General features: G+C 60.2%; 14 protein-coding genes and 2 pseudogenes. 9 read left to right on the top strand and 7 right to left on the bottom strand.

Translation table 11 applies throughout. From position 1 onward, the window contains the following. Positions 1-189: 189 nt before the first annotated feature. The 4 genes from KBY08_RS14895 to KBY08_RS14880 are packed head-to-tail and all read left to right on the top strand — an operon-like array spanning position 190 to position 5724. A complete protein-coding gene (locus KBY08_RS14895) occupies positions 190-2058 on the top strand; it encodes an extracellular solute-binding protein (protein WP_111522287.1) in 1869 nt (622 codons plus the stop codon). Further along, positions 2059-3123, top strand: coding sequence for a microcin C ABC transporter permease YejB (locus KBY08_RS14890; RefSeq protein ID WP_003400842.1), 1065 nt, complete (start codon positions 2059-2061; stop codon positions 3121-3123). It begins immediately after the preceding gene. Beyond that, entirely contained in the window at positions 3123-4145 is a 1023-nt protein-coding gene (locus KBY08_RS14885) for an ABC transporter permease (RefSeq protein ID WP_003400841.1), read from the top strand. Before KBY08_RS14890 ends, KBY08_RS14885 begins: the two co-directional genes overlap by 1 nt. 1 nt (position 4146) lies before the next feature. Beyond that, on the top strand, positions 4147-5724 hold the full coding sequence (locus KBY08_RS14880) for an ABC transporter ATP-binding protein (RefSeq protein ID WP_058822110.1): 1578 nt from the start codon (positions 4147-4149) through the stop codon (positions 5722-5724). 50 nt (positions 5725-5774) lie between these two features. Here KBY08_RS14880 and KBY08_RS14875 read toward each other — a convergent pair whose 3' ends face one another. After that, positions 5775-6944, bottom strand: a complete 1170-nt coding sequence (locus KBY08_RS14875; protein ID WP_003400837.1) for a PilT/PilU family type 4a pilus ATPase — start codon at positions 6942-6944, stop codon at positions 5775-5777. Between the two features lie 123 nt (positions 6945-7067). On the opposite strand from KBY08_RS14875, the gene KBY08_RS14870 reads away from it, so the two are divergent. After that, positions 7068-7343 carry a peptidylprolyl isomerase gene (locus tag KBY08_RS14870; protein ID WP_002553334.1) on the top strand — a complete coding sequence of 92 codons (276 nt, stop codon included), beginning with the start codon at positions 7068-7070 and terminating at the stop codon, positions 7341-7343. Between the two features lie 74 nt (positions 7344-7417). Here KBY08_RS14870 and pgm read toward each other — a convergent pair whose 3' ends face one another. From pgm to KBY08_RS14845, 5 genes are all read right to left on the bottom strand, one after another. After that, a complete protein-coding gene (pgm, locus tag KBY08_RS14865) occupies positions 7418-9064 on the bottom strand; it encodes a phosphoglucomutase (alpha-D-glucose-1,6-bisphosphate-dependent) (protein WP_011268077.1) in 1647 nt (548 codons plus the stop codon). A gap of 163 nt (positions 9065-9227) precedes the next feature. After that, the gene (locus tag KBY08_RS14860; RefSeq protein ID WP_111522288.1) at positions 9228-11555 is read right to left on the bottom strand and encodes an ATP-dependent DNA helicase; all 2328 of its coding nucleotides are present in this window, start codon (positions 11553-11555) and stop codon (positions 9228-9230) included. A gap of 105 nt (positions 11556-11660) precedes the next feature. Then, on the bottom strand, positions 11661-13067 hold the full coding sequence (locus KBY08_RS14855; RefSeq protein ID WP_111522289.1) for a PLP-dependent aminotransferase family protein: 1407 nt from the start codon (positions 13065-13067) through the stop codon (positions 11661-11663). A 91-nt stretch (positions 13068-13158) separates the two neighbouring features. Continuing rightward, entirely contained in the window at positions 13159-14661 is a 1503-nt protein-coding gene (locus KBY08_RS14850; RefSeq protein WP_024641466.1) for a hypothetical protein, read from the bottom strand. A gap of 592 nt (positions 14662-15253) precedes the next feature. Then, the gene (locus tag KBY08_RS14845) at positions 15254-16276 is read right to left on the bottom strand and encodes a zinc-dependent alcohol dehydrogenase family protein (RefSeq protein ID WP_111522291.1); all 1023 of its coding nucleotides are present in this window, start codon (positions 16274-16276) and stop codon (positions 15254-15256) included. Positions 16277-16586: 310 nt separating this feature from the next. Here KBY08_RS14845 and KBY08_RS14840 point away from each other — a divergent pair, with 310 nt between their 5' ends. Together KBY08_RS14840 and KBY08_RS14835 are read left to right on the top strand one after the other, a co-directional pair. After that, positions 16587-17501, top strand: coding sequence for a LysR substrate-binding domain-containing protein (locus KBY08_RS14840; RefSeq protein WP_003347707.1), 915 nt, complete (start codon positions 16587-16589; stop codon positions 17499-17501). Between the two features lie 263 nt (positions 17502-17764). Further along, a pseudogene (locus tag KBY08_RS14835) lies at positions 17765-17962 on the top strand (type VI secretion system tube protein Hcp); the annotation flags it as partial. Between the two features lie 387 nt (positions 17963-18349). Here the strand turns inward: KBY08_RS14835 and KBY08_RS14830 are convergent. Continuing rightward, positions 18350-18831, bottom strand: a pseudogene (locus KBY08_RS14830) (helix-turn-helix domain-containing protein); the annotation flags it as partial. Here KBY08_RS14830 and KBY08_RS14825 point away from each other — a divergent pair. Both KBY08_RS14825 and KBY08_RS14820 read left to right on the top strand, forming a co-directional pair. Continuing rightward, positions 18742-19461 (top strand): GntR family transcriptional regulator, encoded by a 720-nt coding sequence (locus tag KBY08_RS14825; protein ID WP_011268086.1) that lies wholly within the window; start codon positions 18742-18744, stop codon positions 19459-19461. The pseudogene KBY08_RS14830 and the gene KBY08_RS14825 overlap by 90 nt on opposite strands. Then, positions 19458-20471 carry an ADP-ribosylglycohydrolase family protein gene (locus KBY08_RS14820; RefSeq protein WP_003400821.1) on the top strand — a complete coding sequence of 338 codons (1014 nt, stop codon included), beginning with the start codon at positions 19458-19460 and terminating at the stop codon, positions 20469-20471. Before KBY08_RS14825 ends, KBY08_RS14820 begins: the two co-directional genes overlap by 4 nt. Positions 20472-20579 lie beyond the last annotated feature (108 nt).

Here is a 20579-nt window from a genome sequence, read left to right as displayed (position 1 = left end):
TTTTGTATGTGGCCGTTTCAACGACACAGTGGCCCGGCATGCGCGCAGTGGCTTGGCGAAGCGGCCATTTGTCTGTAGAAGATAGCGCGATGCAGAGCCATGAGCTCTGCCATGTTTTTTGTCACCGCTGCACAGCCAGTCGCCTTTAACCCTGACGTTCGCTTGCGAACGTCAGTCAGGATTCGAGTCATGCGTTTTGTTTTTTCATCATTGCTCGCCTTGACGCTGACCTTCGTTGGCGCTGCCCAATCGCTGTCCGCAGCCCCGCAACACGCCCTGACCGTTTACGGCGAAGTTGCGCGCTATCCCGCTGACTTCAAGCACTTCGATTACGTGAACCCGGACGCGCCCAAAGGCGGCAGCATGCGCCGCTCGGCCATCGAGATCGGCCAGTTCGATCACCTGATGCCCTTCACTGACAAGGGCATGGGCGTTTCGCAGATCAACGGCATGCTCTATTCCCCACTGGCCACGCGCTCGATGGATGAGCCCTACACCGTCTACGGGCTTGTCGCCGAGAAAATGGAGCGTGGCGCGGATGGCCTCTCCCTGCGCTTTTACCTGAACCCGAAGGCACGTTTCGCAGACGGTACGCCGATTACTGCCAGTGACGTGAAGTACACCTACGAGCTGCTGATGACGCAGGGCAACCTGCAATACCGGACCCAGTTTGAAGCGGTCAAGGGCGTGGAGGTCGAATCGCCTTCGCAGGTCCGCTTCGACTTCAAGCAGAGCGATAACCGCACACTACCCCTGGATCTGGCTTCGCTTCCGGTATTCCCCGAGCACTGGTGGAAAACCCGTGACTTCGCCAGCGGCGCCGGCTTTGAAATTCCGCCGGGCAGCGGGCCCTACCGGATCAGCCATGTGGACCCTGGCCGCACCGTTACCTTTGAGCGCGATGCGGACTGGTGGGGCAAGGACCTGCCGGTCAGCAAAGGCCTGTATAACTTCGACAGGTTCAGCATCGAATACTTCGGCGACACCGATGTTGCACGTACGGTACTCAAAGGCGGCGCCTACGATTACAACCGCGAGTTTTCGGCCACCGGCTATTCAATCCGCTATGACGGCCCGGCCCTCAGCGACGGACGCCTGCAGAAAGCCCAGTTGGCCAGAGGCGCGGTGCAAAGCTCGCAGGGTTTCGTCTTTAACCTGAGCCGCCCCATGTTCCAGGACCGCCGCGTGCGCCAGGCGCTGTCGCTGCTCTGGGACTTTGAATGGACCAACCGGCAGATGATGCGCAACATGTACATCCGCCAGAACAGCTTCTTCTCCAACTCGGAGCTGGCCGCCAGCGAACTGCCCACGCCGGCTGAGCTTAAAATCCTCGAACCATTGCGCGGCAAAGTCCCCGACCAGGTGTTCGACAGCGTGTTCGAGACGCCCAAAACCGATGGCACAGGCTTCATTCGCGACAAGCAGCTGCAAGCGCTGGCCCTCATGGAGGAAGCAGGCTGGACGCCAAAGGGCGATGAGCTGGTGAATGCCCAGGGCGAACCCTTCAGCTTCACTTTTCTCAATGCACAAACAGGTTTCGAGCGGATGCTGCTGCCCTACAAACGCACCCTGGCGCAGATCGGTATCCACTTCGACATTCGCCGCATCGATGCCGCGCAATACCTCAACCGCGTCATGGCCCGCGATTACGACATGATCGTCACCGGCTACCCGGTCTCGACATCGCCCGGTGCCGAGCTGTACAGCAGTTTCGGCTCCAAAGTGGCGATGGACCCTGGTTCAAGCAATTACATGGCGCTGCAAGACCCCGCTGTCGACACGCTGATTGCCGGCCTGCTCAAGGCCGACAGCAAGCAAACCATGACCGACTACGCCCATTGCCTGGACCGGGTACTGCAGTGGAACTACTACTGGATTCCCAACTATTATCCGCCCGGCTCTTCAACCGTCTGGTGGAACCGTTTCGGCATCCCGAAAATTCAGGCCAGCAATAACGAAGCCATCGAAACATGGTGGGAAATCAGCCCGACACCGCTGACCAACGAGCAATTCGCTGAAAAACGCGGCGCTTCAGCCATTGTTTCGGAGATGCAGTGAATGCTTGGCTATATTCTGCGTCGCCTGCTGCTGATCATCCCTACCCTGCTGTGCATTCTGCTGGTCAACTTTTTCATCGTGCAGGCCGCGCCGGGTGGGCCTGTGGAGCAGGCCATCGCTCGGCTGCAAGGGATCGGCGGCGCCACCGTGGGCGCAGGCGCCAGCGAGTCCGCCGGGGCCGGTCATTCCAAAGCGTCCCGCGGGCTTGACCCGGCACTGATCAAGCAGATCGAACGTCAATACGGTTTCGACAAACCGCTGCACGAACGTCTCTGGCTGATGCTGAAGAACTACGCCCGACTGGATTTCGGCAGCAGCTTCTTTCGCGGCGCTACGGTGACCGACCTGATTCTGCAGAAAATGCCGGTGTCGATATCGCTGGGGCTCTGGGCGACGTTGCTGACCTACCTGGTGTCGATCCCGCTGGGGATTCGCAAAGCGGTCAAACACGGCAGCCAGTTCGATATCTGGAGCAGCACCGCCATCATCATCGGTTACGCCATGCCAGCCTTCCTGTTCGCCATGCTGCTGGTGGTGGTGTTCTGTGGCGGCACGTCGCTGAACTGGTTTCCGGTGCGCGGACTGGTCTCGGACAACTTCGAGCAACTGACCACGATCGGCAAGATCGCTGACTATTTCTGGCACCTCGCGCTGCCGGTCTTGGCGCTGGTGATTGGTGGCTTTGCCACGCTGACCCTGCTGACCAAACATTCCTTTCTCAACGAAATCACCCGCCAGTACGTGACCACGGCCCGCGCCAAGGGCATGAGCGAGCGGCGGGTGCTGTATGGCCATGTGTTTCGCAATGCCATGTTGCTGGTGGTGTCGGGCATTCCGCAGGCGTTCATCAGCGTGTTCTTTGCCGGGTCGCTGCTGATCGAGGTGATCTTCTCGCTGGATGGCCTGGGCCGCATGAGCTATGAAGCCGCTGTGTCGCGGGACTATCCGGTGGTGTTCGGCTCGTTGTTCATCTTCACCGTGTTCGGCCTGCTGATAAAACTGATCGGCGATATCTGCTACACGCTGGTCGACCCCAGAATCGACTTCAGCGCGAGGAATGCATGATGCGCAGCCTTTCGCCGCTGGCCCGTCGTCGCCTGGAACGCTTTCGCAGCAATCGCCGCGGCTGGTGGTCGCTGTGGCTGTTCTGCGGACTGTTTGCCCTGACCCTGGGTGGCGAACTGATCGCCAATGACAAGCCGCTGCTGGTCAGCTATCAGCACTCGCTGTATTTCCCGGTGTTCAAGCGTTATACCGAGCAGCAATTCGGCGGCGAGCTGCCCTTCCAGCCCGATTACCGCAGCGACTACGTGCGTACGCTGATCAGCAAAGGTGACGGCTGGATGCTGTTCCCGCCGATTCCGTTCAGTGACGACACGCCCAACTATGACCTGACCACCCCTGCCCCCAGCCCGCCCTCTGCAGAAAACTGGCTCGGCACCGATGACCAGGCGCGCGACGTCATGGCGCGGGTGATCTTCGGCGCCCGGGTGTCGATTCTGTTTGCGCTGGCGCTGACCTTTATCAGCGCATTGATCGGCATCAGCGCCGGGGCGTTGCAGGGCTATTACGGCGGCTGGGTCGACCTGTTCGGTCAGCGACTGCTGGAGGTCTGGTCAGGCCTGCCGGTGCTGTACCTGCTGATCATCCTCTCAGGCTTCGTCGAACCCGATTTCTGGTGGCTGCTGGGCATCATGGCGCTGTTTTCCTGGCTGACCCTGGTCGATGTGGTACGCGCCGAGTTTCTGCGCGGCCGCAACCTCGAATACGTCAAGGCCGCCCGCGCGCTCGGTCTGGGCGACCGAAAAGTGATCATGCGCCACATCCTGCCCAACGCAATGACTGCGACGTTGAGCTATCTGCCGTTCATCCTTACCGGCGCCATCTCGACCCTCACCGCGCTGGATTTTCTGGGCTTCGGCATGCCTGCCGGCAGCGCGTCGCTGGGCGAACTGATCGCCCAGGGCAAGCAGAACCTGCAAGCGCCCTGGCTGGGGCTGACGGCGTTCTTTGCCCTCGCGTTGATCCTGACGCTGCTGGTATTCATAGGCGAGGCGCTGCGTGATGCCTTCGACCCGAGGTCCTGACATGTCGGAAAACCTGATCGAAATCCGCGACCTGAGCGTCGCCTTCAATGGGCAGAAAGTGGTCAGCAACCTGAGCCTGGATGTGCGCCGCGGCGAGTGCCTGGCACTGGTCGGCGAGTCCGGCTCCGGCAAGTCGGTCACCGCGCATTCGATCCTGCAATTGCTGCCCCGCAGCGGCACCCTGACCACGGGCAGCATTACCTACCGGGGCCAACAACTGGTGGGGGCCGACGACCGCACCCTTCGCGAGCTGCGTGGCAACCGGATTGCGATGATTTTCCAGGAACCAATGACCTCGCTGAACCCGCTGCACAGCGTAGCCAAGCAAATCGGCGAGACATTGTTGCTGCATCGCGGCGTCAGTGGGCGTGAAGCGCAGAAACGCATTGTCGAGCTGCTGGAGCTGGTCGGTATTCAGCAGCCGGAAAAACGCCTGAAAGCCTATCCGCACGAACTCTCCGGAGGCCAGCGTCAGCGGGTGATGATTGCCATGGCACTGGCCTGCGAGCCGGAGCTGCTGATTGCCGACGAACCCACCACTGCGCTGGACGTCACGGTACAGCGCAAGATCCTCCTGCTGCTCAAGGAGCTGCAGCAGCGCCTGAACATGTCGCTGTTGTTGATCAGCCATGACTTGAACCTGGTGCACAGCGTCGCGCAGCGCGTCTGCGTGATGCGCGCCGGTGAAATCGTCGAGCAGTCCGATTGCAAATCGCTGTTCCAATCACCTCAGCATCCCTACAGCCGCCTGCTGCTGGACGCCGAACCTGCCGGCGAGCCACTGCCACGCGACACCCGGGAAACGGTGCTGCAAGTCGACAACCTGAAGGTCTGGTTTTCCCTGACCGGCGGCATCCTGCGGCGGCACAGGGAATACCTCAAGGCGGTGGATGACATCAGCCTGAGCATCGAGCGCGGCAAGACCCTGGGTATAGTCGGTGAGTCGGGTTCCGGCAAGTCGACCCTGGGTCAGGCGATCCTGCGTCTGCTGGAGTCACGCGGCAGTATCCGCTTTCGCGGGCAGGCGCTGGATGGCCTGAGTCAGAAACAGATGCGCCCGTGGCGTAAAGAGATGCAAGTGGTCTTTCAGGACCCTTACGGCAGCCTCAGCCCGCGCATGTCGGTGGCGCAGATCATCAGTGAGGGGCTGGAGGTGCACAGCCAGTACAACCCGGCGAAATGCGATGCAGAGGTCATTCGGGCGCTGGAAGAAGTCGGCATCGACCCGCAGAGTCGGCATCGCTACCCCCATGAATTTTCCGGTGGCCAGCGTCAGCGCATCGCCATTGCCCGGGCGCTGGTGCTGAAACCCGCACTGATTCTGCTCGATGAGCCGACATCGGCGCTGGACCGTACCGTACAGAAACAGGTCGTGGCGCTGCTGCGCGAACTTCAGGAAAAGCATGGCCTGACGTATCTGTTCATCAGCCATGACCTGGCAGTCGTCAAAGCCCTCGCCCACGACGTGATCGTGGTCAAGGATGGCAAAGTCGTCGAGCGTGGCGCGAGCCATGATGTCTTCGAGGCACCGCAACATCCCTACACGCAGGAATTGCTGGCGGCCGCGCATCCGGAATGATCTGGCCCACAACGAAGCTTCTGCCCGGGGGGCGTAGGAGCGTCTCTGATTTACGCCTGCGGACCCGGCGCGTCATCATCGACCAGCCCCCACTCGGCGGTGCTTGCCGTGCTGCTGCCGGTCGGGGCCGGCGGCGGTGTGGTGAGGCTCCCGGCGCCGCCTTCACTGTGCAGTTTGAGGCGCAGGCGCACGTTGTTCTGCGAGTCGGCGTTCTTGAGGGCTTCTTCTTCGCTGATCGCCCCTTCGACGGCCAGATTGAACAGCGCCGAGTCGAACGTCTGCATACCGAGGCTGCCGGACTTCTCCATGATGCCCTTGAGTTCGGTCAGTTCATTGCGCTGGATCAGGTCGCGAATGGTCGGCGTGCCCATCATCACTTCCACCGCCGCGCGGCGCTTGCCATCCGGGGTTCTGACCAGCCGCTGGGAGACGAATGCCTTGAGGTTGTTGCCCAGGTCATGCAGTAACTGCGCGCGACGCTCTTCCGGGAAGAAATTGATGATCCGGTCCAGCGCCTGATTGGCGTTGTTGGCGTGCAGGGTCGAGATCGCCAGGTGGCCGGTGTCGGCAAACGCCAGCGCGTGCTCCATGGTCTCGCGATCACGAATCTCGCCGATCAGAATCACATCCGGCGCCTGGCGCAGCGTGTTTTTCAATGCCGCATGGAAGCTGCGGGTATCGACCCCGACTTCGCGCTGGTTGACGATCGATTTCTTGTGGCGATGGATGAACTCGACCGGGTCCTCAATGGTGATGATATGGCCGCTGGCGTTGCGGTTACGGTAGTCGATCAGCGCCGCCAATGAGGTCGACTTGCCCGAACCGGTGGCCCCGACAAACAGCACCAGACCGCGCTTTTCCATGATCACGTCGAGCAGCACGGGCGGCAGGAACAGGTCTTCGAAACGCGGGATGTCCAGCTTGATATTCCGCGCGACGATGGACACTTCGTTGCGCTGCATAAAGATATTGATCCGGAACCGGCCGATGCCCGCCATCGAAACGGCGAGGTTCATCTCCAGTTCGCGTTGAAACTCGAGCTTCTGTTCTTCGTCCATCAGCCCCTGGGCAATGACTGCGACCTCCCCCGGCTTGAAGGTTTCGCTGCCCAGTGGCTTGAGCACACCGTTGAACTTGGCGCACGGTGGCGCTCCGGTGGAGAGGTACAGGTCCGATCCGTCCTGACTGGCCAGAATCTTCAACAGCGCCGGGAAATCCATAATCAATACCGTACAAAATGAAGTAAAGAGACCACGACCGTCAGGACGGCACGTGTGACGCGCGGGCGTCGCTCAGCAAGAGCAGGCATAATGGCAGCCTTTTGCAGCAGGTGATATTGCGAGATGAAAGCCCAAGCCCGCCATATTCTGGTGAAGACCGCCGAAGAGGCCGAACAGCTCAAGCTGCGTATTGCCAAGGGTGAGGCGTTTGACGTGCTGGCTAAAAAGCATTCTAGCTGCCCGTCCGGCAAACGTGGCGGCGATCTGGGCGAAGTCAGGCCTGGGCAAATGGTCGGCGCCATCGATCAGGTGATCTTCAAAAAGCCGCTGCGCGTCGTGCATGGGCCAATCAAGAGCAAATTCGGCTATCACTTGGTGCAGGTGTTCTATCGCGACTGACGCACAGGGCAAAAGCTGAAAAACCCCGAACCGAGCGCGGTTCGAGGTTTTTCGGGCATCGGCCAGCGCGCTGATCAGTTCGGCGAAATGGCGCCGTCTACCAGCACTTGAGCTTCTGCCACCAGACGCTTGAGGTGATCTTCGCTGACAAAGCTCTCGGCGTAGATCTTGTAGATGTCCTCGGTGCCTGAAGGGCGCGCCGCAAACCAGCCATTTTCGGTCATGACCTTGACGCCACCGAACGCCTGATCGTTGCCCGGTGCATTGCTCAGCACCTGCTGAATAGGCTCGCCCGCCAGTTCAGTGGAAGTCACCTGCTCCGGCGACAGCTTGCTCAGCAGTGCCTTCTGTTGCGGGTTGGCCTTGGCATCGACGCGGGTCGAAAACGGCTCGCCCAGTTCTTCAGTCATGGTCTTGTAGATCTGGCTCGGGTCGCGACCGGTACGCGCGGTCATTTCCGCAGCCAGCAAGGCCGGAATCAGACCGTCCTTGTCAGTGGTCCAGACCGTACCGTCGCGGCGCAGGAACGAGGCGCCGGCGCTTTCTTCACCGCCAAAACCCAGCGAGCCCTCGAACAGCCCCTGAGCGAAGTATTTGAAGCCGACCGGCACTTCGTACAGGCGACGGCCCAGGCGCTTGGCCACCCGATCGATCATGCCGCTGCTGACCACGGTCTTGCCGACCGCTGCATCGGCACGCCACTCGGGACGGTTCTGAAACAGGTAATCGATGGACACGGCGAGGTAGCTGTTGGGCGTCATCAGTCCACCTGACGGGGTCACGATGCCGTGGCGGTCGTGATCCGGATCGCAGGCAAATGCAACCTGATAACGGTCCTTGAGACCGATCAGGCTTTGCATCGCGTGGCTGGAGGACGGGTCCATGCGAATCTGGCCATCCCAGTCGACGGTCATGAAGCGGAACGTAGGGTCGACAAATTTATTGACCACATCCAGATTCAGGCCGTAATGCTCGCCAATCGCCGACCAGTAATTCACTCCGGCGCCGCCCAGCGGGTCGACACCAAGACGCAGGCCCGAGTTGCGGATGGCGTCCATGTCGATCACGTTCTTCAGGTCGGCCACGTAGGTGTTGACGTAATCATGGCGGTGCGTGGTATCGGCACGCAGCGCTTTTTCATGGCTGATGCGTGAAACGCCAGTGACGTTCTCGGCCAGCAGTTCGTTGGCCTTGTTCTCGATCCACTTGGTGACATCACTGTCGGCCGGGCCGCCATTGGGCGGGTTGTACTTGAAGCCACCGCTTTGCGGCGGGTTGTGCGACGGCGTAATGACAATGCCGTCCGCCAGGCCCGAAGTACGGCCACGGTTGTAGCAGATGATCGCGTGGGAAACCGCAGGCGTCGGGGTGTATTCGTCACCTTGCGAAATCATCACCTGCACGCCATTGGCGGCCAGCACTTCAAGCGCGGTGGCAGCAGCCGGGGTGGACAGCGCGTGGGTATCGGCACCCAGAAACAAGGGGCCGTCGATGCCGTTGGCCTTGCGGTACAGGCAGATCGCCTGACTGATAGCCAGCACGTGCCATTCGTTGAAACCCAGGTCAAACGACGTGCCACGGTGCCCGGAAGTGCCGAACGCAACACGTTGAGTGGGCACCGATGCATCGGGCTGGCCGGTGTAGTAAGCCGTGACCAGTCTCGGAATATCGACCAGTAACTGCGCAGGTGCCAGCTTGCCGGCGAAAGGACTGAGACTCATACAACCTCCACGAAGAAATGAAATACGGAGAAAAAATAAAGACTTGCTGCAGCTGCCAAGATGATCGATGCCGCAGTTTACTGGCAGTTCGACAGCGCCGCTTGAGTATTGATCCCCGGCATCTGCTTCTGTTTCAGCTCAATCGCCAAAACGGCAATCGAGCTCAGGCCATCGACGTTTCGGGCCGCCACCACGCTGGAAACAACTGCTTCACCTTGTGCTCGGCAAAACGGTCATCGATGAGCATCACCACACCACTGTCACTCTGGCTGCGGATAACCCGCCCCGCAGCCTGCACCACCTTCTGCACGCCGGGGTAAAGGTAGGTGTAGTCGTAACCGGCACCGAACAGCGCCGCCATGCGCTGCTTGAACTGTTCGTTGACCGGATTGAGCTGAGGCAGCCCCAGGGTGGCGATGAACGCGCCGATCAGGCGTGCGCCCGGCAAGTCGATACCTTCACCAAACGCGCCGCCCAGCACGGCAAAACCGATGCCCTGACTGCTCAGGGTGAACCGGTCGAGAAACGCGTGGCGCTCGCTCTCGCCCATCCCCCGTGCCTGCTGCCAGAGGCTGATGTGCGGGTGGGTGCGCGCCATCAGCTCGGCGACCTGCTGCAGGTAATCGAAACTGCTGAAGAACGCCAGGTAATTGCCCGGCCGCGCGTCGAACTGCTCGGCCATCAATTCGACAATCGGCGCCAATGAAGCCTGACGATGGGTGAAACGGGTGGAAATGCGACTGACGATCCGCACGTCGAGCTGATCGTGATGAAACGGCGACTCCACGTCGATCCATGCCGTGTTGCCCGGCAACCCCAGCAGGTCCGCGTAATAGTGGCGCGGGTTGAGCGTTGCGGAAAACAGGACGGTGCTGCGCGCAGCGGTCAGGCGCGGGCGGATGAAGCGCGCGGGGACGACGTTACGCAGGCTGAGGCGCGACAGAATGCGCTTGCCGCCCGCCTCGCGCCGGGTGATGTCGAAAATGAAATGCTCATCGAACAGCTCGGCGATGCGCGCAAAGCCGATGGCTTCCAGGTAGAAACCCTGCAACGTGCCATCCACGGCCTGCGGGTGCTCGTTGAAATGATCACCGATGGTCGAGATGCACTGGTTCAGGCTGCCGATGAACTTTTCCGGTGCTGCCGAATAAGCCTGATAGGCACCGGGCTGTGCCTTGTGCAGCGCATTCCATTGGCGATCCAGGCGCTGCAAGGCTTTTTTCACCGGTTCCGGCGCTGTCTGAATCAAGGCTTTCAGCTGGCTCTGATCAAGACTGGCGCTGTACATCTGGCGTGCCCGCTCGACCATGTTGTGGGCTTCATCGACCAGCACCGCAACGCGCCACTGATTGAGCTGAGCGAGGCCGAACAGCAGCGCGCTCAGGTCAAAGTAATAGTTGTAGTCCGCGATGACCACGTCAGCCCAGCGCGCCAGTTCCTGGCTCAAATAATACGGGCAAACCTGATGCTGCAAGGCGACATCGCGCACGCCCGCCTGATTCAGCCACGGCGAGGTCAACGCCGCTGAGCGAGCGGCTGGCAGACGATCATAAAAGCCGCTGGCCAGCGGACAGGAATCACCGTTACAGGCCTTGTCCGGATGCTCGCAGGCCTTGTCACGCGCCACCAGCTCAAGGACCCGCAGCTTCAGCTCCGGCGCGCTGTAATTGATGACTTCCAGCGCATCCAGTGCCAGTCGACGCCCCGGCGTCTTGGCGGTGAGAAAGAAAATCTTGTCGAGCTTCTGGCCGGGTGCGGCCTTGAGCAAGGGAAACAGCGTGCCCACCGTTTTGCCGATACCGGTCGGTGCCTGAGCCATCAGGCAACAGCCGGTACTGACGGCCTTGTACACCGACTCGGCCAGCACCCGCTGCCCGGTACGGAAGGACGCGTGAGGGAATTTCAGGCTGCTCAGCGTCGTGTGCAGCGCCTGCGTATGCGCCAGCTCCTGCTGCGCCCAGCCGAGGAATATCGTGCACTGTCGTTCGAAGAACGCTTGCAGCGTGGCCGCACTGAACGGCTCGCGAATCAGGGTTTCCTGCTCGCTGACAATGTTGAAATACACCAGCGCCAGCGTCACGTTCTCAAGCTGCAGGCGCTGGCAAAGCAGCCAGCCGTAGACCTTCACCTGCGCCCAGTGCAACTGACGGTGGTTGGCGGGCATCGCGTCGAGTTCACCGCGATAGGTTTTCACCTCTTCCAGTTGATTGCGACTGGCGTCATAGCCGTCCGCCCTGCCCCTTACCGTCAGCTCGCGATAATCACCACTCAACGACAGCTCGGCCTGGTAATCGGCACCGCGCCGCGCGGCGACCGTGCGGTGCCCGGCAATACCTTCCTGCGCCGTGGGTGACGGCGTGAAGCGCAGGTCGAGGTCGCCCACCTTGGCGGTAAACTCGCACAACGCGCGCACGGCCACGACATAACGTGCAGGCAGGTCGCTGGCGAGGACAGGCTCGGGATCAGGGTTTACGGGGGCGTTCGGGGTCACTGCGCTGGGGAGCCGTTGGTTGTGAATACTGGACAGGCGTCCAGTTAACAACCTTGCACCACGTCTGGCAAACACAAATGGATCGACGGCCTGCCAGGTCAACGCCTATGGCAGACGAGCGTGACTTAATGCCTCTGCCAGCGCGCCCAGCAGCCTGCCAGGTTCACGGGTCCAGTCAGTCGCATAGCTGACCCACAGATGTTGCGAGTAGCGGCTCTGCAAAGTGAACAGCTCGCCAGGACTGACGACGATCGACTGGGCCAGCAACGCAACGAAGACCTGACGCATGTCCACCCGGTAAGCGCTCTCGGCCCACACGCCGCAGCCGCCCTCGGGCAGCTGATAGCGCAGTGTCCCGCCGGTCTGTTCATCCAGTTGCTGCGTTATCGCCTGCATGCGTCTGCTCAGCGTCTCTCGCAACGCCAGCAGATGCCTGTCCAGACGCCCGCTGCTGCATAACCTGGCGATGGCCCTTTGCCGAAGCGGCGGCAGTTCGAATGCTCGCAGGCAGAAATACTGCTGCCAATGCGCATCCAGGCTTTTGCACAGCAGGTAAGCATAGGGCGCTTCAGGCCCGAGGCTCTTCTCGAATCCGCCGATGATCACCAGCCGCTGCGGGTCGATCCAGTCGCGCAAGGGGGCCTGCCCGGCAGCAAATTGCAGCCCGGCGTGACTGTCGTTTTCCAACACCCAGACCTGATGACGATTGAGCACTTCGGCGACAGCCTGGCTGTTGTCTTGCGGACGCACACTGCCTCGCACCGGGTTCAGCAACGCGGGCAACACGGCAAGGCCGATGTCATGGCCGCGCAATACGCCGTCAAGCCGGACCGCATCAAGGCTGCCGGTCTCATCCAGCGGCAGCTCGATAACCCGGATGTCGAACGATTGCAGCAGGCGCAGCAACGCCCAGGCACAGGGCGATTCCACCAGTACCGTGCCGCCGCGCAGCCGCAGCGTGCCAAGCACCGCCTTGAATGCGCCATGAAAGTCAGCGGCAACATAGACATTGTCAGCGTGCCAGCAATGCGCTGCATCGCGGGTGTACCGGGCGGCCAGCGCCGTGCGAAGTTCCGGCTCGCCGAATGGCTGAAAAACCGGGTCCCGCGGGTGCGGGTAATGCCTGCCCAGCTCGCGCTCCATCGCCGGCAGCGGACTGTCCTGGGCGAGCAAAAGCGCCGGCTCATCGCAACCCAGCAACGCCATGCCGGGACGCCGGGCGTTGGCGTACAGGGCCTGCAAAAGATCGCCGTCTGCGTCAGGCACTACGTGACCGTGCGCATTCAAGCTGCGCGGTACCGAGTAATAACCCGATTTGGGCAGCGAATAGACGCGCCCTTCCTTTTCCAGCAATGAATAGGCGCTTTGCACCGTCGATATCGATACGTTCAGGCGCTGCGCCAGCTGTCGCAGTGACGGCATTTTCAGCGCCGGCTCGCCCTGCTGCTGGTCAACCAGACGCACCAGGTAGCGGTAGACCGCCTGATAGGCGAAATCCGTGTTGTTTTTCATGCAGGTACCCGCCGCTCAACCAGAACAGGCTTCAGAACATCGCTGCATGACCAACGCCGTTTACCGACAGCAGTCATGTTTGGCGACCGGATCAGCGTCCCGAGAGCATCTCGGCCACTGCCTGCCCCGTCGCCGGATCAACGGTCATGATCCGGCGCTTGTCGGGGTCGGCAGCGCGGATTCTGGCGATGATTGACTGCGGGTCGTCGAAGTTCACCCGCTGCTTGCCGTAGAGGTTGTGCAACGACTTGAGGCTCAAACCGCTGATATCCACCAGCCACTGCATGACCTGATCCGGCGCCGTCGAACCCGACAGCGCCTTGTGCAGATCCGGCAGCGCTACCAGCATCCCAGGGTGGCAACTGCGCAGAAACGACTCCAGCCCATGGCCATGATCCACGAACGGCGAAAACAGCATGCACACCAGTTGAGTCTCGTTCAGGCCGAAGCCCTCCTGAGCGAAGCTCGATGCCAGCTCGCGGCGCGCCTCGATGCGCGCCCGACCGGCATAAGCGCTCAGCGTCTGGTCGATCAATCGTGGCGGCATCTGCTTTCTGCGCATCAGTGACGTCGCCAGTTCAAGGTATTCGGCGATCCCGTCGGCATAAGTACGCGCTTGCAGGTACTGCGCCGTCAGGCCGCGCATGTGGGCCATCAACAAAGGGTTGGCGCAATCGGATTCACTGAAGCTGAACGACAGATCATCGAAGCGGAAATCGAGGAATTCGGTCAGCAGGTTCCAGTGTTCGTCCGCCTTGCAACTGACCAGATCGGCAATGGTGATGAACGCCGGCGAGCTGCTTTTTTCAGGCAGCGCCATGGCTCGGCTTGCGGGCGTGCTGTCATCGCCCTCACCGTACAGCTCGTGGTAGTAGGCCTGGCCAATCGTATCGATGACATTGAGCACGCTGGCCAGCGTCTGCTTGCCCCAACTGCCCGAGTATTGCCCGGTACGCTGGGCCAGACGCATGATCCAGGTCGCGTACTGACGCTGCTCTCTGAGCGAATCGCCACTGACCACCGCATCAACCCCACTGCCCCAGCTCAGGGCGCGCCCCAGAAACTCCGCCAGCCCGAGGTAACAGGTATTGCAAAACGTGGTGCGGGCGTCGCCAGCAGACAGGTGCCCACCCAGCAGCATGTCCAGACGATTCTGCTCACGCCCCGCGCTGGAAAAAGGCAGGTCCGGCTCGAAGGCCTGGGTGTACTGATTGTCGATCACCAACATCTCGACACGCGGGTCGTCGTAGAGAAACAACGCAGAATAGGTGCGGTTGATGTTATCCATCACCGCAGGAGTCATGCCCGCGTGACGCCGATTGGCAACCCGCAGGCTGAATGTACCGGGCGAGCGGCAGGCAATACTCAACTGGGCAGCGCGCAAAAAGGCCAGTGTGTAGGCACTGTCCTTGCCACCACCGAACGCCACCAGCACCTTGAAGCCGGAAATTCGCTCAATGCCGCCAGCCGCCACAATCAGGCGCTGGATCAACAACTGCAGCGCAGTGCGCTCTGCTCGCGAGAAGTATCCCAACAAGCGTTGCAACACTTGCTGGTAGACATAATTCATTGCCTGTTCGTGGATAGAACTCATTGTGTGTCACCTGCCTGTCGCTCAAGACATGACACGGTGCAGACAGCACATTGAACATCAAGCTGACAACCCAATTTATAGTCGAGCATGACTCATTCCCTGAGTGGTAATTACCGACGCATTATCAGTATCTTTAAAACAATTACAATAGACAGTTTGCATTGAAAAACAGTGCAGTTCAGGGCGAACTTTCAACTGATTAAACACGCTGTTTAAAGGTGTCACCGAACGCCGGCGACAAGCGATTCCCTTTGAACTTAACAGCCTGCAACCCCAGCAGCCAGGCCGCTCAGGCGTCACCACAGGCTGCCGGGCACCCGCCGCTGTTAATATTTCATTCTGACGCGTAGGACATGATATTTATAATATCGCTTTCACTGACAGAACTCATACACTCAAATAAACAATCACGTCGACCCTGTTGCGGGTTTTTATTGTCACTGTTCATTCACAGTTCTGCACGTCTCGGCAAACTGACAGGTGCATCATTCGACGTCGTTTAATGCCTGGCGGCTCTTTTGCAATATGGAATGCAAAAAGCCTTCCGTTCGGAAGGCTTTTCAATAACCCGCGCTGACAAGGAGGTGATGAATCAGACCGCCTCGACTTCCAGCACCGCACGCCCGCCAATCGGGCAGACATCCATGTAACGGTGCGCCTGCACTACCTGGTCGAACGGAAAGCTGCGCGTCTGCAATGGCATAAGCACCTTGTCGCGAGTCATCTGGTTGATGTCCTGCAAGGCACGCTGCAGCGCTTCTTGATCCTGGGTAATGCCCAGCTCGGGCTTGCCGGTGAAATTGCCCAGGCAATGCACGTAGAACTGGATGTTCTTCTGAAATGCGGCACAGGCCGGGAACGGTGTCTGATTACCGCCTTGCAGGCCATACAGCACCAGACTGCCACGCGGCGCAAGCACATCGCCCATGATCGACATCTGCGGACCGCCAAGACCATCGAAGACGGCATCGACACCACGGTTGTCGGTGTACTTGTTGATCGCCATCAACAAGTCCTGTTCTTCGGTGACCACCACCTTGTCGGCCCCCAGGGACAGCAGGTACTCGCGGGCGTCTTCGGTCTTGGTCGCGGCGATGACCCGAGCCCCCAGCGCCTTGCCCAACTGTACGAATGCAGGGCCGGAGCAGTGGCTGGCGTCGGTGACCAGTACGGTCTGCCCGGACTTGATACGCGCCAGATCAACGTATGCAAAGTAAGCCACCAGATACGGCGTGTAATGCACGCTGGCCTGGACCGGCGTCAGCGCATCCGGATAGCGGGTCAGCGCCCGACGCGGCATGACGATGGATTCGCCATAGACCGGGTGCTGATTGGCGTCGGCCGCAGGAAAACTGGCGACCTTGTCGCCCACTTGCAGATCATCCACACCGTCACCCAGCGCGGTAACCACGCCAGCCATCTCATAACCCAGACCGGCAGGCAGCCGGGCTTGGGTAGACGCGAGATTTTGCCGCCAAAGAACGTCGTACCAGCTGACACCGATGGCCTGAACACGCACCTGTACCTCGCCGGTGACAGGCGACGCGACAGGATGCTCTTCGACTTTGAGCACCTCGGCCGGGCCAAACTGGTGAAAACGGATCGTGCGGGACATTTAGAACCTCGCCTGGTGAACCTTGATGCCACAAACTTTATCCGGGCATTGCCGGCAACACCATCGGTGGCTATTAATAGTCGACATGCCTGTCATCGATTGTGTCCTGTGCGCTGCACGGCGCAGCCAGACAGCGTCTGGGCGTCGATGCGCGTAATGGCCGCCATTGTTCGCATGTCGACGAAACATTGCAAGCCGTGTGGACATTCAGTAACCCCCACAGTAATTTTCGCTGCCCCCGACCCGCATTTGCTCGTACTATCGCACCCTGCTCACGTCCTCAACCGACAAATGGCCCGAGATATTCCGCATGAATCGCAACGACCTGCGTCGCGTCGACCTCAATCTGCTCATCGTTTTCGAGACCCTGATGCATGAGCGCAGCGTCACGCGTGCGGCGGAAAAGCTGTTTCTCGGTCAGCCGGCAATCAGCGCTGCGCTATCGCGGCTACGCGGCCTGTTCGATGATCCACTGTTCGTGCGCACCGGGCGCAGCATGGAGCCCACCGCCCGAGCGACGGAAATCTTCGCTCTGCTCTCCCCGGCACTCGACTCCATCTCGACAGCGGTCAGCCGTGCCTCGGAGTTCGACCCGGCGACCAGCACCTCGGTCTTCCGCATCGGCCTGTCCGATGACGTCGAGTTCGCACTGTTGCCTACCCTGCTTAAGCGCTTACGCTCCGAAGCGCCGGGCATTGTGCTGGTGGTCAGACGAGTCAATTACATCCTCATGCCGCCCCTGCTCGCCTCCGGGGAGATTTCCGTCGGCGTCAGCTACACCCAGGACCTGCCCGCCAACGCCAAGCGCAAGGTCTTGCGCAGGAGCAAGCCGCAACTGCTGCGCGCCGACTCGATACCCGGCCCGTTGAGCCTCGACGACTTCTGCGCCCGCCCCCACGCACTGGTCTCCTTCGCCGGCGACCTGAGCGGCTTCATCGACGAACACCTCGAGAAACTCGACCGCAAACGCCACGTCGTCCTCGCCGTGCCCCAGTTCAACGGCCTGGCCACACTGCTCACCGGCACCGACATCATCGCCACCGTGCCCGACTATGCGGCGCAGGTCCTGACTGCCGCGGGAGGCGTTCGCTCTGAAGACCTGCCGATTGAAACCCGAACGTTCGAACTGCACATGGCCTGGCGCGGCGCGCAGGATAATGACCCCGGGGAGCGTTGGTTGAGGTCGCGGATTCAGATGTTTTTTGGGGATCCGGATAGTCTTTAGGGGGCGTTGGGCAGGCTGTTTAGCTGGTTATTTTTGGCTTTTCATAGGTCATGGAAGTCTATTCACTTTCAGAGGATTGCTTCGTTGGGGGGCACATCTGAGGGCATGCTTTGGATGGTTTTGCACCTGACCGTGGGATGTTACGCTGAGGGATAGATAGGGCAATGAAGGTGATTGTAGGATTCTGCGATAGTACGAATCCTGCAGTGATACTAACATGTAGCTTATTTTTCAATTTTGTTTTTTGAAGAACAGGGAGTTCTATGCCTTTTGATGCGTTTATGAATGTTGATGGTGTTGAGGGCTAGTCTCTTGACGATAGACACAAAGGTTGGGGCGACACGCAGTCCATCAGTCAGACTGCCAGCTCCAATGGGGGAGCGGCTGCTGGAGCGGTATCCCTTGGCGATTTCCAGATCAGCAAATATGCGGATAGAGCCACTCCGAAGCTATTTGAGCTGTATTATTCATAGATAGGGCCGCCGACGCCATCACAGTAGACGGAATACAAACACAGTGAACCGACAAAAAGCTGGACGATTTTTTTCAAACGCAAGAGTTTATTCATTTGCGATTGCGTGCGCGGCTTTTCATTCAGTATGGATATTGCTTCTACTTAATTATTTTTTTGATCTTAGCGTCTTTTCGGCTAGGTTTGTAGCCACACTACTTTTTATTATAATTTCTTTTTTTTGCGTTAAATTATTCCATCGAAAAACAAACAGACTTTGATTTATATAATCTGCAATATACAGTTTTTCTGAATTAATCAGAGACTCAATAATGAGTCGATTAGCATACCGATCACGTACGCCCGCCCACGTCCAATACTAAAGCTCAAATCCCCTCCCGCAGGCGATGCTCACTTCCAGCACATTCAGACCGCTTTGCCGCAGCAGTTGCCGGGCTTTCTCCAGGTGCAGGCCCAGATAGAAGTGCTCGGAGTGTCGTTCAGGTGCAGGCGAAACAAGCGTTCCAGCTGGCGCCGAGTGACGTTGATCGCTTCGGCCAGGGCCAGCGTGCTGAGCGGGCGTTCGGTCTGCTGTTCGATCTCCCCGATCACGTACACCAGCTTCTTGTTGGCTATGCCATACATCAGCTCAATGAACGCGGTGTCCACTGCATAGGTGATGCTGCGGCGGTCTATCTCGAACAGTTCCTGGGGCACGGTGAGTTGTGGGTAGAACTCCTCTTGCCACGCAAAAACAGCTTGCATTCCGATCCAACATGCCACTATAAAATGTACATGACTAGACAGGTTCGATTCGACAAGAAAACCCAAGTGATCAATGAGCTGATCCGCCGTATCGAAAGCGGCCAGATGAGCTCCGGTGCTCTGCTTCCCGGGGAAAATCTCCTGGCCCAGGAATTCAACGTCAGCCGCGGCACGCTGCGCGAGGCGTTGTCCGAGCTCAAGCGGCGTAACTTCATTGCCACGCAGACCGGCGTGGGCTCGATCGTCACCTACGACGGCTTCAGCCTGGACCAGCGTGCCGGCTGGGCCCAGGCCCTGGCCGATACGGGTGCTGGCGTGCGTACGGAAATCCTGCGCCTGGTGGCGGTGCAACGCCCCGACATGGAAGTGCGCCTGGGCACTTCCAGTCTGGTGGCTCTGGACCGCCGACGTATCGCCGCCGACGGCAGTATCGTTTCCCTGGAGCGCGCCTTGATTCCGGCGGTCGATGGCTTGGAAAACCTGCCGCAAAACGGCCTGCTGGAACAGTCACTGACGGTGACCATGGCCGCGCACGGCTTCATTGGCGACAAGGGTGACCAGTGGATCGGCGCAGGCCCCTTGAACCGTGATGACGCCGCGCTGCTGGCACGCGAGCCCGGCACGGTGTTTCTCAAGGCCGTGCGCACGACCTTTGACCGCCGTGAACGTTTTATGGAGCACGTAGAGAGCCTGTTGGACCCTGTGCATTTTCGCCTTCATCTCGCCTTCGGATCGTCCACATGAGCGCGACATTTCTGCAAGACCGAGGCCTGGGCGCCTTTTATGGCCTGGCCCTGGGCGACGCCTTGGGCATGCCGACGCAGTCGCTGCCGCGCGCGTTGATCCTGCAACGCTATGGCCGTATCACTACGCTGATCGGCGCCGATGCCGACCAGCCGATCGCACCCAACATGCCGGCCGGCGCCATCACCGATGACACCGAGCAGGCCATCCTGGTGGCACAGTTGCTGGTGGCCGGCGGCGGCAGCATTGACCCGACAGCATTGGCCCACAGCCTGATCGAGTGGGAAGCCGCGATGAAAGCCAAGGGCTCCTACGACCTGCTGGGGCCTTCGACCAAGCGCGCGATTGAAATGATCCTTGACGGCCACAGCCCTGAAGAGGCTGGCCGCTTCGGCACCACCAATGGCGCGGCAATGCGTATCACCCCGGTAGGCATCGCGGCCGACGTGAGCAACCGCGAGGCCTTCATGGCGCTGGTGGTGCAAGCCTGTCAGGTCACCCATAACACCACGCTGGGCATCTCCAGCGCGGCGGCGGTCGCGGCCGTGGTGTCCGCCGGGATCAATGGCGCGCCCCTGGCCGAAGCGCTGGAGACAGGCGCCGAGGTAGCCCTGAGTGCCGAACGCCATGGCCATTGGGTTGCGGGTGGGCGTATCGCCGCGCGCATTCAATGGGCCAAGGCACTGTGCGCTGACTGCACAGACGAACAGCTGGCCGACCGGGTGCACGATGTGATTGGTACCTCGGTCGCCTCACAGGAATCAGTGGTCGCTGCCTTCACCCTCGCCCACCGCGTGGCGAGCAGCCAGCTCAGTCCGTTCGATGCAGTGTGCATGGCGGCCAGCCTGGGCGGTGACACCGACACGATTGCCGCCATTCTCGGTGCCATGCTGGGCGCCTGCAACGGCATGCACGCCTGGCCGGCGGCGCTGATCGAGCAAATCGATGCGGTCAACGCGCTCGACCTCGCGCCTTTGGTCGAACAACTGCTGGCCCTGCGCGCCGGATGATGGACCGGGCTGTGCTCGTCCACTGTTAACGAGATCACTTTCGCCCTCAGCCTTCCGGGCGGCGATCGGGCTAACCCGATTTCGGAAAGCCAATTTGCACTGGATTGC

The organism is Pseudomonas sp. P135 (assembly GCF_020312125.1).
Classification (GTDB): Bacteria; Pseudomonadota; Gammaproteobacteria; order Pseudomonadales; family Pseudomonadaceae; genus Aquipseudomonas; species Aquipseudomonas fragariae.
This window is presented reverse-complemented; position numbering and strand designations above follow the sequence as displayed.

Coding starts and splice junctions, on each gene's coding strand:
- KBY08_RS14895 (WP_111522287.1), top strand. CDS start 190: ATGCGTTTTGTTTTTTCATCATTGCTCGCCTTGACGCTGACCTTCGTT.
- KBY08_RS14890 (WP_003400842.1), top strand. CDS start 2,059: ATGCTTGGCTATATTCTGCGTCGCCTGCTGCTGATCATCCCTACCCTG.
- KBY08_RS14885 (WP_003400841.1), top strand. CDS start 3,123: ATGCGCAGCCTTTCGCCGCTGGCCCGTCGTCGCCTGGAACGCTTTCGC.
- KBY08_RS14880 (WP_058822110.1), top strand. CDS start 4,147: ATGTCGGAAAACCTGATCGAAATCCGCGACCTGAGCGTCGCCTTCAAT.
- KBY08_RS14875 (WP_003400837.1), bottom strand. CDS start 6,944: ATGGATTTCCCGGCGCTGTTGAAGATTCTGGCCAGTCAGGACGGATCG.
- KBY08_RS14870 (WP_002553334.1), top strand. CDS start 7,068: ATGAAAGCCCAAGCCCGCCATATTCTGGTGAAGACCGCCGAAGAGGCC.
- pgm (WP_011268077.1), bottom strand. CDS start 9,064: ATGAGTCTCAGTCCTTTCGCCGGCAAGCTGGCACCTGCGCAGTTACTG.
- KBY08_RS14855 (WP_111522289.1), bottom strand. CDS start 13,067: ATGAAAAACAACACGGATTTCGCCTATCAGGCGGTCTACCGCTACCTG.
- KBY08_RS14850 (WP_024641466.1), bottom strand. CDS start 14,661: ATGAGTTCTATCCACGAACAGGCAATGAATTATGTCTACCAGCAAGTG.
- KBY08_RS14845 (WP_111522291.1), bottom strand. CDS start 16,276: ATGTCCCGCACGATCCGTTTTCACCAGTTTGGCCCGGCCGAGGTGCTC.
- KBY08_RS14840 (WP_003347707.1), top strand. CDS start 16,587: ATGAATCGCAACGACCTGCGTCGCGTCGACCTCAATCTGCTCATCGTT.
- KBY08_RS14825 (WP_011268086.1), top strand. CDS start 18,742: ATGTACATGACTAGACAGGTTCGATTCGACAAGAAAACCCAAGTGATC.
- KBY08_RS14820 (WP_003400821.1), top strand. CDS start 19,458: ATGAGCGCGACATTTCTGCAAGACCGAGGCCTGGGCGCCTTTTATGGC.